17 protein-coding genes are annotated in these 16963 nt (G+C 34.5%); 15 read left to right on the top strand and 2 right to left on the bottom strand.

Going from position 1 to position 16963, the window contains the following annotated elements:
• Positions 1 to 11 precede the first annotated feature (11 nt).
• The 8 genes from dnaJ (at position 12) to ACWTVK_RS02460 (ending at position 7497) form a co-directional block, all read left to right on the top strand.
• Complete coding sequence (gene dnaJ, locus ACWTVK_RS02495) at positions 12 to 1169, top strand: molecular chaperone DnaJ (protein WP_456045836.1); 1158 nt, start codon at positions 12 to 14, stop codon at positions 1167 to 1169.
• 55 nt (positions 1170 to 1224) lie between these two features.
• Positions 1225 to 2088 (top strand): 50S ribosomal protein L11 methyltransferase, encoded by an 864-nt coding sequence (locus ACWTVK_RS02490; RefSeq protein WP_456045835.1) that lies wholly within the window; start codon positions 1225 to 1227, stop codon positions 2086 to 2088.
• Positions 2085 to 2816 (top strand): RsmE family RNA methyltransferase, encoded by a 732-nt coding sequence (locus ACWTVK_RS02485; RefSeq protein WP_456045834.1) that lies wholly within the window; start codon positions 2085 to 2087, stop codon positions 2814 to 2816. Before ACWTVK_RS02490 ends, ACWTVK_RS02485 begins: the two co-directional genes overlap by 4 nt.
• 24 nt (positions 2817 to 2840) lie before the next feature.
• Positions 2841 to 4136, top strand: a complete 1296-nt coding sequence (gene mtaB / locus ACWTVK_RS02480; protein ID WP_456045833.1) for a tRNA (N(6)-L-threonylcarbamoyladenosine(37)-C(2))-methylthiotransferase MtaB — start codon at positions 2841 to 2843, stop codon at positions 4134 to 4136.
• 11 nt (positions 4137 to 4147) lie between these two features.
• Positions 4148 to 4492 carry a histidine triad nucleotide-binding protein gene (locus ACWTVK_RS02475; RefSeq protein WP_105089168.1) on the top strand — a complete coding sequence of 115 codons (345 nt, stop codon included), beginning with the start codon at positions 4148 to 4150 and terminating at the stop codon, positions 4490 to 4492.
• Between the two features lie 157 nt (positions 4493 to 4649).
• Positions 4650 to 4829: a 30S ribosomal protein S21 gene (rpsU, locus tag ACWTVK_RS02470; protein WP_004695751.1), complete on the top strand. Its 180-nt coding sequence runs from the start codon at positions 4650 to 4652 to the stop codon at positions 4827 to 4829.
• A gap of 81 nt (positions 4830 to 4910) precedes the next feature.
• Complete coding sequence (locus tag ACWTVK_RS02465) at positions 4911 to 5354, top strand: GatB/YqeY domain-containing protein (RefSeq protein WP_456045832.1); 444 nt, start codon at positions 4911 to 4913, stop codon at positions 5352 to 5354.
• Between the two features lie 238 nt (positions 5355 to 5592).
• Positions 5593 to 7497, top strand: a complete 1905-nt coding sequence (locus ACWTVK_RS02460) for a type I glutamate--ammonia ligase (RefSeq protein WP_303938952.1) — start codon at positions 5593 to 5595, stop codon at positions 7495 to 7497.
• Between the two features lie 93 nt (positions 7498 to 7590).
• Here the strand turns inward: ACWTVK_RS02460 and ACWTVK_RS02455 are convergent, their stop codons facing one another.
• Both ACWTVK_RS02455 and tpx read right to left on the bottom strand, forming a co-directional pair.
• On the bottom strand, positions 7591 to 7986 hold the full coding sequence (locus tag ACWTVK_RS02455; RefSeq protein WP_105089170.1) for a phosphate-starvation-inducible protein PsiE: 396 nt from the start codon (positions 7984 to 7986) through the stop codon (positions 7591 to 7593).
• Between the two features lie 111 nt (positions 7987 to 8097).
• Positions 8098 to 8613 (bottom strand): thiol peroxidase, encoded by a 516-nt coding sequence (tpx, locus tag ACWTVK_RS02450; protein WP_287499895.1) that lies wholly within the window; start codon positions 8611 to 8613, stop codon positions 8098 to 8100.
• A 286-nt stretch (positions 8614 to 8899) separates the two neighbouring features.
• Here tpx and ACWTVK_RS02445 point away from each other — a divergent pair, with 286 nt between their 5' ends.
• From ACWTVK_RS02445 to ACWTVK_RS02415, 7 genes are all read left to right on the top strand, one after another.
• Positions 8900 to 10627, top strand: a complete 1728-nt coding sequence (locus ACWTVK_RS02445) for an ABC transporter ATP-binding protein (protein ID WP_456045831.1) — start codon at positions 8900 to 8902, stop codon at positions 10625 to 10627.
• Complete coding sequence (locus tag ACWTVK_RS02440; RefSeq protein ID WP_456045830.1) at positions 10614 to 12359, top strand: ABC transporter ATP-binding protein; 1746 nt, start codon at positions 10614 to 10616, stop codon at positions 12357 to 12359. The genes ACWTVK_RS02445 and ACWTVK_RS02440 overlap by 14 nt, the downstream gene beginning before the upstream one ends.
• Before the next feature lies 1 nt (position 12360).
• Positions 12361 to 13155: a TrmH family RNA methyltransferase gene (locus ACWTVK_RS02435; RefSeq protein ID WP_456045829.1), complete on the top strand. Its 795-nt coding sequence runs from the start codon at positions 12361 to 12363 to the stop codon at positions 13153 to 13155.
• A 185-nt stretch (positions 13156 to 13340) separates the two neighbouring features.
• Entirely contained in the window at positions 13341 to 14195 is an 855-nt protein-coding gene (locus tag ACWTVK_RS02430) for a ChbG/HpnK family deacetylase (protein WP_456045828.1), read from the top strand.
• Positions 14192 to 15184, top strand: a complete 993-nt coding sequence (locus ACWTVK_RS02425; RefSeq protein WP_456045827.1) for a lysylphosphatidylglycerol synthase transmembrane domain-containing protein — start codon at positions 14192 to 14194, stop codon at positions 15182 to 15184. Before ACWTVK_RS02430 ends, ACWTVK_RS02425 begins: the two co-directional genes overlap by 4 nt.
• 15 nt (positions 15185 to 15199) lie before the next feature.
• On the top strand, positions 15200 to 15649 hold the full coding sequence (locus ACWTVK_RS02420) for an ACT domain-containing protein (protein ID WP_005386672.1): 450 nt from the start codon (positions 15200 to 15202) through the stop codon (positions 15647 to 15649).
• A gap of 24 nt (positions 15650 to 15673) precedes the next feature.
• A complete protein-coding gene (locus tag ACWTVK_RS02415) occupies positions 15674 to 16963 on the top strand; it encodes a homoserine dehydrogenase (protein ID WP_105089177.1) in 1290 nt (429 codons plus the stop codon).

Here is a 16963-nt window from a genome sequence, read left to right as displayed (position 1 = left end):
GTTGGTAACTAATGGCACGTGATTATTATGACATCTTGGGGGTCAGTAAAAATGCCTCTCAAGATGAAATCAAAAAGGCCTTCCGTAAAAAGGCACGCCAATACCATCCAGATGTAAATAAAGATAATCCAAAGGAAGCGGAAGCAAAATTTAAAGAAGCAAACGAAGCTTACGAAGTATTGTCTGATGAAACTAAAAAAGCTCAATATGACCAATTCGGCCACGACGCCTTCAAACAAGGAGGCGGTGCTGGCGCCGGTGGTTTCCAAGGTGGCTTTGGCGGTTTCGGTGGTCAAGCTGGAGGCTTTGGTGATATCTTTGGCGATATTTTTGGTGGCATGTTTGGCGGTGGTCGCCAGCAACAAGGTCCTCAAAAAGGTAATGACTTGCGCGAAGATATTGATATTTCCTTTGAAGATGCAGCCTTTGGTAAATCTATGGAAATAGAAGTGCATCGTCATGAAGAATGTGATCACTGTCATGGTACTGGTGGTGAACCAGGATCTCGTGTCGATACTTGTCCAAACTGTCATGGTTCTGGTCAAGAAGCGGTTATTCAAAATACTCCATTTGGTCGTATGCAATCCGTTCGCACTTGTTCTCGCTGTCATGGTACTGGTAAAAGCATTGAAAAACCTTGTTCTAAATGTCGTGGTACAGGTGAAATGCTTGCAAAACGCAAGATTTCTATTAAAATTCCAGCAGGTGTAGATAGTGGTTCTCGCTTACGCGTTGCTAATGAAGGTGAACCAGGTATCTTAGGTGGCCCTAAAGGCGATCTTTATGTATATATTTTTGTTCGTCCTCATAAGGAATTTGAACGAAATGGTAATGACGTTATTAGCCGTGTGAATATTAGCTTTGCTCAAGCTGCATTAGGTGCGACTATACAAGTTAACACCTTAGATGGTAAAGTAGAGTTAAAGATTCCGGAAGGTACTCAAACGGGAACGGCATTCCGCGTAAAGGGAAAAGGTATTCCATATTTGCGTAACCCTAAACAACGAGGGGACCAACATATTGTGGTAACTGTCCAAACTCCTAAGAAGTTGACAGATACTCAACGTGAGTTGTTATTACGCTTTGCAAACGAAAGTAACGAAGATGTAAATAACTTACAAGTGAGCAAAAGTCTTTTTGAAAAAATTAAGGAACGTTTGACTAAATGAACAGCTCATGTGAAGGAATGGTTTGTTCCGTCACATTCCCTATAAAGGAGCATATATGCAGTGGATAGAAGTATCCATTGTCTGTGAAAGAGTAGCCACCGATGAGGTGACTACTCTTTTTGACGATTATGCAGACAATGGAATTATAGAAGAAGATGTAGAAAATCAACCAAATTTAATTAAATTAACTATGTATGCAGATCCATCATTGAACTCTAATACAATTAAGTCAGACTTAGAAAAACGTCTTACAGAAGCAAATATTAGTGTCACATCTGTTGATACAAATATATTAGATGAATCTACATGGCTTAATTCTTGGCAGCAATATATTGAACCTACAGAAATTCTACCTAATTTAATTATTAAACCTGCTTGGCAAGAATATGATAACGTCGACAATAAAACAATTATAGAAATCGATTCCGATATTTCCTTTGGTACTGGCTCTCATGAAACAACACGTACATGTGCCGAACTATTGAAATCTTATAGTGAATCCATGGATCTTAATCAAGTTACTTGTTTAGATATTGGTACAGGAACGGGTATTCTCTTATTGGTAGCAGCACATTTAGGAATTAAGCATTTGGTTGGGATCGATATTGAGGAATATGCTGCCAATCAAGCTCGCATTAACTGTGAGAATAATCATGTATCTGCAGAGATTATTTGTGGTAATTTGGATAGTGATTTCAATGGTACGGCCCAATTAATTTTAGCTAACTTAACAGTGGATCCACTTAAAACACTATTACCTCAAATTGGTAATAAACTTGATGATAATGGTATCTTAATTATTAGTGGTATTATTGATGATCGGTATGATGAAATCTTGCCGTATATCACTGAATATTGGCATATTATAGAGGAACGCGTGGCGGGCCCTTGGCATACCTTTGCGTTAGAAAAGCTATGAAGAAAATATTTATCCCTACACCATTAGATGAAAGAATAGAATTACCGAAAGATGTGACACATCATGTGTTACATGTATTTCGTCATAATATGGAAAAACCCATTACTGTAACGGGCAGTGATAATCGTTGTGGTATCTATCAGATTACCGATGAAGTTGATGGTATAGCACAAGCTAAACTTATTGAATATGTAGCGACTGATGTATCGTCGTATCGAACTATTCTAGTTCAATCCTTATTGAAAGGTGAAAAGTTAGAATGGGTATTACAAAAGGCGACGGAGTTAAATGTAGATACCATTTATCTTGTATCTACTGCTAACTGTGTAGCTAAATATGATGATAAAAAATTACAATCAAAAGTCAGTCGTTGGGAAAAAATTATGCTAGAAGCAGCCCAACAATGTGGACGCAATCAACTACCCACACTTGTAGTAGGTGAAACGCTTTCACAAGTATTAGCAATCGAAGCTGACGCATTAAAATTAGTAGCTTATGAAAATGAAGATGGTCATACTATTAAGTCTGCACTACAATCAGTACACACTAATCAAACTATAACTGATATTCTAATCTGTGTTGGTCCAGAGGGGGGCTATCAAGAGAAGGAAATCAATGCTATTATAGAGAGTGGTGGAAAATCGGTTTCTCTTGGTACTACTATTTTAAGAGCAGAAACTGCCGCTCTTGGATCATTAGCAATGATTCAATATGAATTAGAACTATAAATTAAATAAGAATAGAGAGGTGCAATGAAAACCGTTGCTTTTACAACCTTAGGCTGTCGTGTCAATCAGTATGACACAGATGCTATGAAAGGTTTATTTTTACAAAATAATTACGAAGCCGTAGACTTCGATGAAAAAGCTGATATATATGTAATTAATACATGTTCTGTTACGAATATGGGGGAAAAGAAATCCCGTCAATTGATTCGGAAAGCAAAGCGTCAAAATGAAGATGCTTATGTAATCGTTACAGGTTGTTATGCTCAACTCGATCCCGATGCAATTGCTGCTATTGATGGTGTTAACCTTGTTATAGGTACAAATAATCGCTCTAAAATTGTGGAATTAGTAGAACAATTAGAATCTACAGAACGTCAAATTAATGCTGTGCGCGATATCATGAACGAATCCAATTTTGAGGAAATGCCATTATATGGCAATGAATCTGATAAAGCTCGTGCTTTCATGAAAATTCAAGAAGGCTGTAATAACTATTGCGCCTTTTGTATCATTCCTTATACTCGAGGTAAATTGAAATCTCGTAAAGTGGATGATATTGTTCAAGAGGCAAAACGCTTAGTAGAACATGGGTTCCATGAAATTGTATTAACTGGTATACATTTGGGCAATTATGGTGTAGAATTGCCAGGTCGTCCTACATTAGCTGATGTAGTAAAAGCCTTGTTAGAAATACCTGATTTATACCGTATTCGTTTCGGCTCTATTGAATCAGTAGAGGTTTCTGATGAGTTAGTAGAATTAATGGCTACTAATAAACGTGTATGTCCACACTTGCATTTACCTCTACAAGCCGGTTCTGATCACGTTTTAAAGTTGATGAAACGCCATTATACATTACAAGAATATAAAGACTTAATTGCTAGTTTACGCTCTCGTATTAAAGATTTATCTATTACAACTGATATTATTGCAGGATTCCCTCAAGAAACAGATGAAGACTTTGAAGAAACTTTAAATACAGTACGCGAAATTGGATTTACCCATATTCATGCCTTCCCATACTCTATTCGTGAGGGCACACCTGCAGCTACTATGACAGATCAAGTACCAGAAGCCGTTAAAAAGACTCGTGTAGCACTGTTAAATGGCCTTAGTCAATCTGGCTATGAAGCATACGCAAAATCTCGCATTGGTAAGCCTGGGGAGATTCTCATCGAAAAGGAAGAGAATGGATACTATATGGGCTTAACAAATGAGTATGTAAATGGTAAAGTAAAGGCTGATGGATTACATAAGATTGGTGATCTCGTCGAAGGTACTGTTGTAGGTTTAGAAGATAATTATTTAATTATTGAATAAGGAGTTATCGTATGAGTGACTGCATTTTCTGTAAAATTATCAATGGTGAAATTCCATCTAAAAAAGTATTAGAAAACGATAAATTTTATGCATTTCATGATATTGAACCAGTAAAAAAAGTACATGTTCTTATTGTGCCAAAAAATCACGTAGCTAACATTGCTCATCTTACTGATAAAAATGAAGACTATGTAGAAGGTTTATTGCCATTCGTGCGTGATGTAGCAAAAGAACTTGGTATTTCCAAAGATGGTTATCGTTTGATTTTTAATACTGGCGCAAAAGCAGGTCAAACTGTATTCCATATGCATGCACATCTTTTAGGTGGCGAAGAAATGGGCTGGCCAGAAGCTTAAAAATGAGTATAATGTATTCTTTTTATAATACTTATTAAAATTCCTATAAAATATACCGGAAAATATTGACAACATCTATACCTATACATATAATATTATATGTGCGTATGTAAATTATCAGCACTTCCCGAGATTATTTTTGGAGGGAGGGATATAGATGTCTGAAATCAAAGTCGGTAAAAACGAAACGCTTGAAAGTGCTCTTCGTCGATTCAAACGCTCCTGCCAAAAAGCGGGTGTTTTGTCTGAAGTAAGAAAACGCGAACACTACGAAAAACCAAGCGTAAAAAGAAAGAAAAAATCTGAAGCAGCAAGAAAACGCAAATTCAGAGCATAAGATGATTACCCTAATTCTGCCTTTTCATGGCTTCATGAAATCCAGAATTAGGGTTTCTTTATATATAAAATAGGAGGAACTATGAGCTTAAAAGATCAATTAAAAGAAGATATGAAAGCGGCTATGAAAGCGCGTGAAGAAGGTAAAATCGCTCTTTCTGTAATTCGCATGGTTAATAGTGCTATTAAAAATACAGAAATCAATGATAAAGTAGAACTTGATGATAATGGTATTCTTGGTATTTTGGCAAAAGAAATGAAAACTCGTCAAGATTCTTTAACTGAGTTTGAAAAAGCTGGCCGTGAAGATTTGATCTCTCATGTAAAAGAAGAGATGGCTGTGCTTCAAAAATATTTACCAGCTCAAATGAGTGAAGATGAAATCCGCACTGTTGTAAAAGAAGCTATTGCAGCTTGTGGCGATGCTGTAAACATGGGTAATGTTATGAAACATGTTATGCCAAAAACTAAAGGCCGTGCAGATGGTAAAGTAGTTAATAATATCGTTAAAGAATTACTTGGATAATCAATTATAAATATAGAAGTAAACATTTCATATAGTCAGTATTTTCGATACATCAAAATTGAACTCTTAACCCCATAGTTAAGAAAATTATGAAATTCTATAGAAAGTTATTGACATGTATTTTCACTATATGATATTATGATTTCAACAAAATAATTGGTCAACGAAGACTCCACTTTAGATATATAGAAAAATATATCTATTTGTTGGAGTCTTTTTATGTTTAGGAGGAACCATTATGACAAATACTAAAGATTTATTGTATTATATTCCAGCTGGTCAATATGGTAAGGAAGGCGTTCTTGCATTATTAGAACAACATCCAGAAATTAAATTCGTATCTCTTGTAGGTATTGATTTAGCTGGTAATGATACAGATGAAAAAATCCCTATGGCTGCATTCTTTGATGATTATGAAGCATTCTTCGAAGGTCGTGCTGTTCAAACAGATGGTTCTTCTGTAGTACTTACAAATATTGCAACATTGAATAATGCACGTGTAGATATGTGGGGCGATCCAAGTGTAAACTGGTTTGTTGATTATAACTATGAAAATATCGATGAAGCAACAGGTTTACCAACTGGTACACTTCGTATTCCTGCATTCTTGATGCATAACTACCGTTATGTTGACTCTCGTTCTATCTTAAAAAACAGCTGTGATTATGTTCGTGCAGAACTATTATCCTTAATCAAAGAACATGGTCTACCTGGTATGCCTCATGTGAAAGCTGATGACGTTGTAGATATTATCTTTACATCTGCTACAGAATTGGAATTCTGGGTAAAAACTCCATCTAGAACTGTTACTAAAAAAGAATTGTCCGTATCTCAAAAATTACAAGAACAATACTGGCAACGTACTCATGGTACAGTTCGTACTGCCTTAGAACAAGCAGTTGAACGCTTAGACCAATACGGTATGGTTGCAGAAATGGGCCATAAAGAAGTAGGTGGCGTTAAAGCTAAACTTGATGAAGATGGTCATGAAGCAGTTGTTTTAGAACAATTAGAAATTGACTGGAAATTCTCTAATAACCCATTACAAACAGCAGATAATGAATTACAAGCTCGTATTATCGTTCGTGAAGTGTTCCGTGAAAATGGTCTTGATGTAACATTCAATGCAAAACCTATTATTGGCGTAGCTGGTTCTGGTGAACATACACACTTTGGTGTTATGGCTAAATTGAAATCTGGTAAACTTGTAAACTTGTTCAGCCCAGAAGATATGCGTAAAGAATCTGCTAGCTCCTTAGGTATTGGTGCTATCATGGGGTTATTGAAACACTATGAAGCAATCAATCCATTTATCAGTTCTACAACAGACTCCTTAAATCGTTTAAAACCTGGCTTCGAAGCTCCTGTATGTATCGTTACATCTTTAGGTACTGATCCTTCCGAACCAAGCCGTAACCGTACAATCCTTTGTGGTTTGATTCGTGATATCGACAACCCTATGGCTACACGTTATGAATTGCGTTCTCCAAACCCTTACACAAATACATATACTGCATTAGCATTGATCTTCATCTCTGCATTTGATGGTATGAAATATGCTATTACATCTGGTAAAACACAAGCACAATTAGAAGCAGAGCTTTCCAAAGAAGTGGGTGAATCTGCTGATTACCTTGCTACAAATCGTGCATATCGTACAGAAAAAGACGTATTCGATGATTTCACTCAAGAAGAACGTAATCAAATGTTTGGTGTTGCACCAGCCACTGTATGGGAAAATATTAAAGGTTACCATAATAATCCTGAATTAGTTGAAACATTAGCTCAAGGCAATGCATTCGCTAAAGACTTGATGGATTCCTTCATCGCATCTATCTTGAAACGTTGGAAACTTGTATTGGCTCACCGCTTAATTCCTGATAATCTTGATACAGTTCGTAAGATGGTAGCTATTCATACTGATAGCCGTAATAGTGTAGATGATAAACGTTTTGCAGAAGTTAATGACTTACGTTTCTATCTTGCTAAAGATAGCGATGATCGCAAATCTTTATTCACTCGTTTAATCGATGCACTTAATGCTGGTGAATATGACTTAGCATCTCAATTGCAAATTGAAATGAACGATAAAATGGAAGAATTAGAAGCTAAATATTCTAACTATGCAAAAAACATCTTTTAATATTGGTTGATTTTATTGCTCAAAAAGGGCTCCTACATATGTAGGAGCCCTTTTATTTATATTAACTTTTTTATAATTTAGTTATTAAAGATATTACTCATTATGTCCAATGAACTTCTCTACTAAAACTAAGCTACATACAAGTACAAGAATTGCAACAGACCAAATCAAATTATCAAATGCTGATTCATGATCAATAATAAGAAGTCTTACAATTGCTGTAATACCAATATATAAAAAGAAATCAAGAGGGAAGTGGAAGTTATTTTTAAAGTATTTTACGATGAGAGCAATAAACTCAAAGTATAAGAAGAAGGTAATTAATTCTTCAATTAATAAAGAGTAAGTACTATAGCCTTGGATATTTGCCCACGTAATAAATCCTAGGCTAATTAATGTATTAATAAGAGCAATACATAGTGCAATGCCTACGCCAACAAGAGCTATATTTTTTATAGTTAATAATAATTTAGAAATACGAATCCACATTTATAATTTACCTACAATAAAAATCTAAATACTATACCACATAAAAAAGACCGTACAACGTACGGTCTTTTTACGATTACACTACAGTATAATCAAGAGAATACCTAAGAATTAGATATCAGCTTTAATTGCTTCTAATGCAGCATCGAAGTTAACTGCTTGAGTTACTTCAGGAACGTATTCAACATAAGTTACTTTGTTTTCTTTGTTGATTACAACTACACCACGAGTTAAAAGACGAAGTTCTTCGATCAAGAAGCCATAGTTTTCGCCGAAGGAAGCGTCTTTGTGGTCAGACAAAGTAATAACTTTATCTACGCCGGCAGCGCCACACCAACGTTTTTGAGCGAAAGGTAAGTCCATAGAGATTGTCAATACTACAACATCATCAGAAAGTGCTGTAGCATCTTGGTTGAACCAACGAGTTTGAGCGTCACAAACGCCTGTATCAAGGGAAGGAACAACGGAGATAACTTTTACTTTACCTTCGAAATCTTTTAATGTTTTAGCTTGCAAGTCGTTGCTTAAAACTGTGAAGTCAGGAGCTTGTTGACCTACTTTAATTTCTGGGCCAACCAATGTGATAGGGCCACCTGCAAATGTTACTACACCAGTACGTTTTTCCATGTTGTATTCCTCCTAAGAGTTTCAATTCTAATTTATGTAAGGATACGTTTTGTATCTATGCATAGTATAACATTTACATTACCATAAGTAAACTAAAAAATTCGATATAGTGTTATTGTGGAGTATAAAATTTATATCATTGATTACTATTAATGAGTGAATGTTTTTTTTTACTACATTATATACGTATAGGTGTATTAAGATATGTAAAAAAAATGTGTATACTATAAGGAGTATATTTAAATAATGATAATCTTGTAATATAGAAACCTGACTGAGAGGATTTATGAAACCTATAGAGTTATTTATGCAATTTTTTCGCCGAGAAGGCTGGGTGTACGCCATCGGATTAACTATGCTAATTGCTATTGATATAGCATTTTTATTTGTTCCACAATTAATTGGTAATGCCATCGATACACTAAGTCACAATAAAGAGGGCTTAGTCAATTATATTATTTATTTTATTTTATTATTTATTATAATAACGATTTTGAAAGTTATTTCACGTCGTACATTATTAGGATCCATCCGTCGTATGGAATATCTTTTTCGTGAAATCTTGTGTAGAAAGGCACTGCAAATAAAGACAACATACTATGAGGCAAATGGACCTGGTAAAGTGATGGCGTTGATGACAAATGATGTTACATCTCTTCGTGTAGCGTTAGGTTTAGGTGTAATGATCGTGGTGGATATTATATTTTATTCCATTGTAGGATCGATTATTTTAATACAAAAAATAGATGGTCTATTAGCTTTTAAAATCATGACACCTGTATTCTTCATCATTGTTGCAATATTTGTGTTGGGCAGAAAATTACGTGCTAAACAGCGTAGTGCTCAAGCTACTTATAGTGATATGACAGAATTTGGGCAAGAATTATTCCAAGGTATAGATGTAATTAGAGCCTTTAATCGAGAACGTATTATTTCTGACTCTTTTGAAAAAATAAATAAATTGAACTATAAGAAAAATATGGATGTAGCTTTATTAGATTCTGTACTAACACCGTTAACGAGAATTGCTCCTTTTATTTGTATTAGTATCAGTATTTTTATATGTGGTCACCTAGCTGTAGATGGTCAAATGTCTATAGGTGAATTTGTAACTATCAACTCATTCATTATGCTAATCGTAGGACCTTTAATTGGCTTTGGTGGACTCATTTCGATTGTACAAAAAGGCTTGGCATCGTTAGATCGTATTACCGATTTCTTACGACTACCAATAGAGTCAATTGATGACTCAACTGAAGTATTACCACTTGAGGATATTAATATACGATATTTAGATTTTAATTATGAAAATTCTAAAGGTCATGCATTGTCTCAAGTATCTACAACTATTCGTAAAGGCTCTTTTATAGGCATTGTTGGTAAACCTGGTTCTGGTAAAAGTACGCTTTTTAAATTACTCATTGGTTTGCAACAAAGCCCCGCTAAAGCTATTTATTTTGGGAACCAAGATATTTCAGATATACCTTTATCTAAGCTTCGAAATTCAATAGCTTATGTACCAACTCAATCTTACTTATTGAGTACTACTATTGAAGATAATATTAAATTTGGTAAAGAATTACCTATGCATGAATCTGTAGAGGTGGCTGCTAAAAAAGCCGACCTATATAGAGATTTAGGTAATCTATTAGATAATGACTTACATACTCTTGCAGAAGAAGGACATGATTTATCTGGTGGTCAAAAGCAACGTATTAGTATGGCTCGAGGCTTTTATAAAAATGCACCATATTTATTATTAGATGATTGTTTCTCAGCTTTAGATGCAGTAACAGTAAATACTATTTTAGAGACATTACATATGGCAAATACACAAACTATATTATGTATTTCACAACGATTAGAGGTTATTGAAAAAGCTGATAAAATTATTGTCTTTGATGAAGGTCGTATTGTAGAAGAAGGTACTCATGAAGAATTATTAGCTAAAAAAGGCCTATATCACACATTATATGAAGCACAGAAAGGAGGGGCCCATTATGAAAAAGCGTAGTTTTAAAAATGATTGGGCTTTGTTCTCCTACATAACTGCGTATATTAAGCCTTATTTGGGTATTTTATTGTTAGCCACCATTGCACTAGCAGGCAATTTAATACTATTGCTTTTAAGACCTTATTTAACTAAGCAAGTTATTGATCTCGGATTTACTAATAACGATATTAATGTTATCGAATATTATGCAGTAATATATGGTCTTACTATTATTGGTAGTGTGTTATTTATATTTGTAGAAAATTATTTTTTGAAAAGCTTTGGACAAAAAATTATTTATAATATACGTGCCATTATATTTCAAAAAATACTTCATAAGTCCCATGATGAGTTTTATAAATTACCCATTGGTAATTGGGTAACTCGTATCACAAATGATGTAGAGTCTTTGCGTACCTTATATACAGATGTATTACTGAATTTAGCGAGTAGCGTTCTAATGATTGTCGGTATTTTAGGATTTATGTATGCTATTAACGTACCTTTAGCGATTATCATGACAATTTTATTACCAATAATGGGCATAATCATATGGGTATTCCAAAAGTTTTCTCGTAAAGCATTCCGTCAAGTTCGCCGTTCTGTAGCGGCTTCTAATGCAAGCATTAAAGAGCTATTAAACTACATAGTCATTGTTAAATCTTATGGCGGTGAGAATGAAATCGAGGAACGTTATAATACGGTTAATAAAGGTTTCTTAGAGGCTGGCCTTTTTGAAGTTACTACGTTTTCTATTTTTAGACCTCTCGTAGATGGTCTATTCTTTGTGGCATTAATCGTTATTTTTACTACTACAAATCTTATTGATTCAGTTGCTGATGCAGGTACAGTCTTTGCCTTTATTCAGTATATGGATAGATTTTTCCAACCATTAAAAGATATTGCTGATAAGTATAATTCATTACAAAGTGCATTAGCAGGTGCTGAACGTTTAGTTCCTTTACTAGAAGAAAAAGATAGAAAAATAGCTGACGAAGTTCCAAAGGAACTGATTCCTGTAGAATCAATTGAATTTGATCATGTTTGGTTTTCCTATGAAAATAACGATGTCTATGCATTACAAGATTTCACCTTACATATTAAAGCTGGCGATTTTACCGGTATTGTAGGTCCATCTGGTAGTGGTAAGTCGACATTATTGTCCTTACTAATGGGTATCTATAAACCTACAAAGGGTTCTATCTACATTAATGGTATTGATATTTCAAAATATGATAGTTCTGTACTTCGTCATTTAATGGGCTATGTATTCCAACAGGCTTACCTATTTAAAGGTTCCATTAAAGATAATCTTACACTTTTTGATAACTCTATATGTCATGATGAAATGGTAAAAGCTGCTAAACAAGTAAATTTAGATGCCATGATTGAACAATTACCTGAAGGTTACAATACACCTGTAGGATACTTAGGTTCACTATTATCTGATGGACAAAAGCAACTCTTAGCTTTTGGACGTACATTAATAAGAAATACGCCTATTCTTTTATTAGATGAAGCAACTGCGAATATTGATAGCCATACAGAAAAACAAATACAAGCCAGTATTGAAAATATCCGTGGTACTAAAACTATTGTAAGCATTGCTCATCGACTCTCTACGGTACAGGATGCTAATAAAATAGTGTATATGGAATATGGTAAAATAATAGAAAGTGGATCTTTTGAAGAACTTATCAATTCAAAAGGTGCCTTTTATCATCTCTGGAGTAATCAACAAAGCGGGTGTTAGTATGGAATTTATCCAATCGAAAGATAATAAAACTATAAAGCACATTATCTCATTAGGTCAGCGTAAGAATCGTCAAAAAAGTGGGCAATATATTGTTGAAGGGATCCGCTCTATTCGTGATATTGCAGCTATGGGGGCAGTTAAAACAATTGTTATTCGTGAATCTAAATCGCAAGATAAAAATGTGTTAGATTTATTAGCATTAGAGTCTATTCAATCTGTACCTACGTATATTGTTCAAGATCCTGTATTTGATAAAGTAGATAATACTGTAAATGGTCAAGGTGTTGTCGCCATAATAGCCAAGCCAAAACATGATATTGATTCTGTTTCTATTGAAGATGGTTTATATATTACACTAGATGGTGTTCAAGATCCTGGTAACCTAGGCACTATTATTCGTACTGCAGTTGCAGCAGGTGTAAAAGGTATTTTTTTGATGAAAGGTACTGTAGATCCTTTTAATGATAAGACGGTACGTAGTACAATGAGTGCTCTACATAAAATACCAGTTTATGAAGATGTTACATTATCTATGCTTAATGATCTTATTGCAGAATCTAATATATCTACCTATGTAACTGCCCTAGATAATTCAAAACCATACCATATGGTGGCCTATGATAAACGAAGTATGTTGATTTTAGGCAATGAAGGGAATGGTGTAACACCAGAGGTTATGAATCTATGTAAACACCGTATCATGATTCCTATGTATGGGGATATAGAATCCTTAAATGTGAGTGTGGCAGCGGCTCTATGTATGTATAAGGCACAAGAACAATTGATGAGCTAATCAAAATGCCTTAGATTATCATTACATATTTATGAGAAAAATTTATAAGTATATCGAAAGTCCTCTACTAGTATACAAGTAGAGGGCTTTTGTATTGATTTTATAGTTCTGTATTTGGTACAATAACATATATCCTTTGTGGGAGAACAAAGTTCTCCCCTTTTTTAATGAAAAGGAAGAAAACTATGTCCAAATTAATAGTAAATGCCGACGATTTTGGTCTTCATAGTGCAGTTAATGCTGCCATCATTGATGGTCATCGTACAGGTATCATTACGAGCACCTCTCTATTAGCGGGAGGCGAAGCTTTTACAGAAGCTGTAAGTATGGCAAAAAATAACCCTAAGTTGGGCATTGGTGTTCATATTGCCTTAGTAGGTGGACTTAAACCAGTATGTAATCCAGCTGAAGTTCCATCGCTGCTGACCTCTGAAGGCGTATTTCCAGAAACATATATCGATTTTATGAAGCGAATTTATACTGGAAAGATTAACTATAGTGAATTGCGCAAAGAAATTCACGCTCAAATGGAACGTATTATGGAATCTGGTTTACATGTAACGCATATCGACGGTCATCAACATATGCATGTATTACCGACAGTACTACCAATCGTAATAGAGCAAGCTAAACAGTATGGTATTAATGCTATACGCATTCCAGATGAATCTTCTTTATTTGTCAATTATATGTACTCTCCGGTGCGATTGTTAGGTAAGGTAGGGTTATCCACTGTGGCTGCCAAAGCACGTCCTACAATACGTGATAATGGCATGTATTCCACACAATATTTTTGGGGTATGGTAAATGGGGGACACATTAACCAAAAAACGTTAATGGGTATATTAAAATCCGTATCTAAAAAATCGGGTACTCATGAATTGATGATTCATCCAGGTTTAAATAATACGCTTCTTGGAAATCAATATAAATGGGGCTATCATTGGGAAGATGAATTACAAGCTGTATGTTCAAACCATACGCATTTATATATTAGACAACATAATATTGAGCTAATTAATTATGGAGACTTGATATGAGTAAAATGATGAAGAGAGGCATTTTTATGTTTCTCTTACTATTGGCTGTGTCAATTGGTATCATTTACTACACTATTGATCTAGATGCATTAAAAACAATTTCATCATTTAATAGTATTTCTTTATTATTGGCTTTAGTGGCCTTAATAGCAGGCATGTATTTTGATGGTTTACGGTTACAAAGACTCGTAAAAATCGGAGGATATAAGCTATCTATAAAGGCTGTACTTCGTGTAATCTTTAGTAATTATTTCATGGCTATGTTAACCCCAGGTGCTAGTGGAGGGGCTGTTGCTCAAGTATTAGTATTACGGAGTTATGGTGTGCCAATATCTAGAGGGACTCCTATTGTGTTAATACGTACCGTATTTTCTATTATGTTCCTTGTTATTATGTTACCCTTCGTATTCTTAAGAGATGCTATTGAAATTCCATATATTTCAAGAGATATGCTATTAATTTTTGCAGTACTATCGGTCATTGCAATACTGGTAGGTACTTATATCTTACAAACCAAATATATGCGTCAATTTGTATATAACTTAGCGCAACGGTTTAAAGCACATAAAACGAAAGATTGGCTTTCTAAATTAGAAACGTTAAATCAAGGTTTAGGATTACTATATAAACAACCAATTCAATCGTTAATTGTATTTATTGAATCTGGGTTGAGTCTATTATGCTTATACTGTATTGCGCCAGCATTAATGTATGCTTTTACACCAGATATTCCGATCATTAATATATTAGATCGAATGATTCTATTGAATCTTATTTTATATTTTGCACCAACACCAGGGGGAACAGGGATTGCAGAAGGACTATTTGTAGTATTGTTTAGTACCTTTGTCCCTAATGGAACGGTTGGTATTATTGCTGTAGCATGGCGTGTTATGGCAGAGTATTTGCCATTTTTTGTCGGCATGTATGCGGTGTTAACATTATATGGGCGTCAATTTGTAGCCCAAGAAACTTCAACAGAACAATAAGGGAGTGTGTGTTCTATGACTAAACCAAAAAAAGATAAGTTTTATCTGGTGCAAGAAGATATTTTACCAGAAGCGATAAAAAAGACGATTAAGGTAAAAGAAATTTTGAAACTAGGTGAGGTTAAAACTATTAACGAAGCAGTGGAAAAGATGGATTTGAGTCGTTCTGCATACTATAAGTATAAAGACTATGTATTCCCATTTTTTGAAATTGCTCAAGGTAAAATTGTAAGCATTTATGTTTCAATGTCTAATGAATCAGGTATGTTATCTAGTGTGTTAAAAGCAATTGCAGAACGCAATGGTAGTATACTGACTATCAATCAAGACATTCCACTACAAGGTATAGCTAATAGCAGCATTTCCTTTGAAACTAAAGACTTACAAGGTTCATTAGAAGATTTATTATTAGATATTCGCTCTATGAAGGGCATTATTAAAGTAGAAATTTTAGGCCAAGCATAGGCTAATTAAGAGAGTAGGACAATTATGACCACTATAAAAATTGCGTTATTAGGTTTTGGTACTGTTGCACAAGGTACATTTAATTTATTGCAAGATAATGCTGAGTTAATTAGAAATCGCACAGGTGTTAATGTTGAAATTTCTAAAATCTTTGTACGTAATCCTGATAAATATAGCGATATTACATTGCCTGAAACAGCTCAATATGTAACAGATATTGATGAAGTACTAAAAGATGATTCCATTCAAATGGTTGTGGAATTAATGGGTGGTACAACCTTTGCTAAAGATTGTGTAGAAGGTGCTTTAAAGGCTAAAAAAAATGTAGTAACTGCAAATAAAGATTTGTTAGCAGAATCTGGTCCATATCTATTAGACTTAGCTAGCAAAAACGGCGTAGATTTACGCTTTGAAGCATCTGTATTAGGTGGGATTCCAATTATCCGTACATTATATGAGTCCTTAGCTGGCAACCGTATTACTGAGCTCATCGGTATTATGAATGGTACTACAAACTTTATTTTAACTAAAATGTCTGAAGAGGGTTTAAGCTATCAAGACGTACTAAAGGAAGCGCAAGATCTTGGTTATGCTGAGGCCGATCCTACAGCAGACGTTGAAGGTCTAGATGCGGCACGTAAACTTGCTATCCTTGCATCTATTAGTTTCAATCGTCGCATTTTCTTTGAAGATGTATCCGTAGAAGGTATTACTTGTATTGATACGGAAGATATTAAATTCGGTAAAGAATTTGGTTATAACATCAAGCTATTAGGTATTGCAAAAGAAACTAGTCAAGGTTTATCTCTAAATGTATACCCAGCATTTATTCCTACCACACATCCTTTAGCATCTGTTCGCGGTTCTTATAATGCGATTTATGTAAAAGGTAATGGTATTGATGATGTAATGCTATACGGTCGTGGTGCTGGTAGCTTACCTACAGGTAGCTCTGTAGTATCCGATATTATGGAAGTGGCTAAAAATGTTTCATACAACGAAACAGGTCGTTTGAAACCATTCTATTATGACCAAAAGAATATTTACGCTCCTGGTAAGATTCAATCTAGCTATTACTTACGTTTGGAAGTAGATAATAAAACAGGTGTATTAGCTAAAATTTCTGCCAAATTAGCAGAACAAAAGATTTCTGTTTTATCCATCGTTCAAAGAAATATGGATCCAGAAACGGCTGTATTAGCGATTGTAACATCTAAATGTCCTAGATCTTATATTTTAAATCTTATTGATTCCTTTAACAGCTTGCGTTCCGTTAAGTCTGTTAATAGTGTAATTCGTATTATGGAAGCTTAA

This window comes from Veillonella sp. Ser01, from assembly GCF_053850375.1.
Note: the sequence above shows the minus strand (reverse complement) of the source record. Positions and strands in the feature narration are given on the sequence as shown.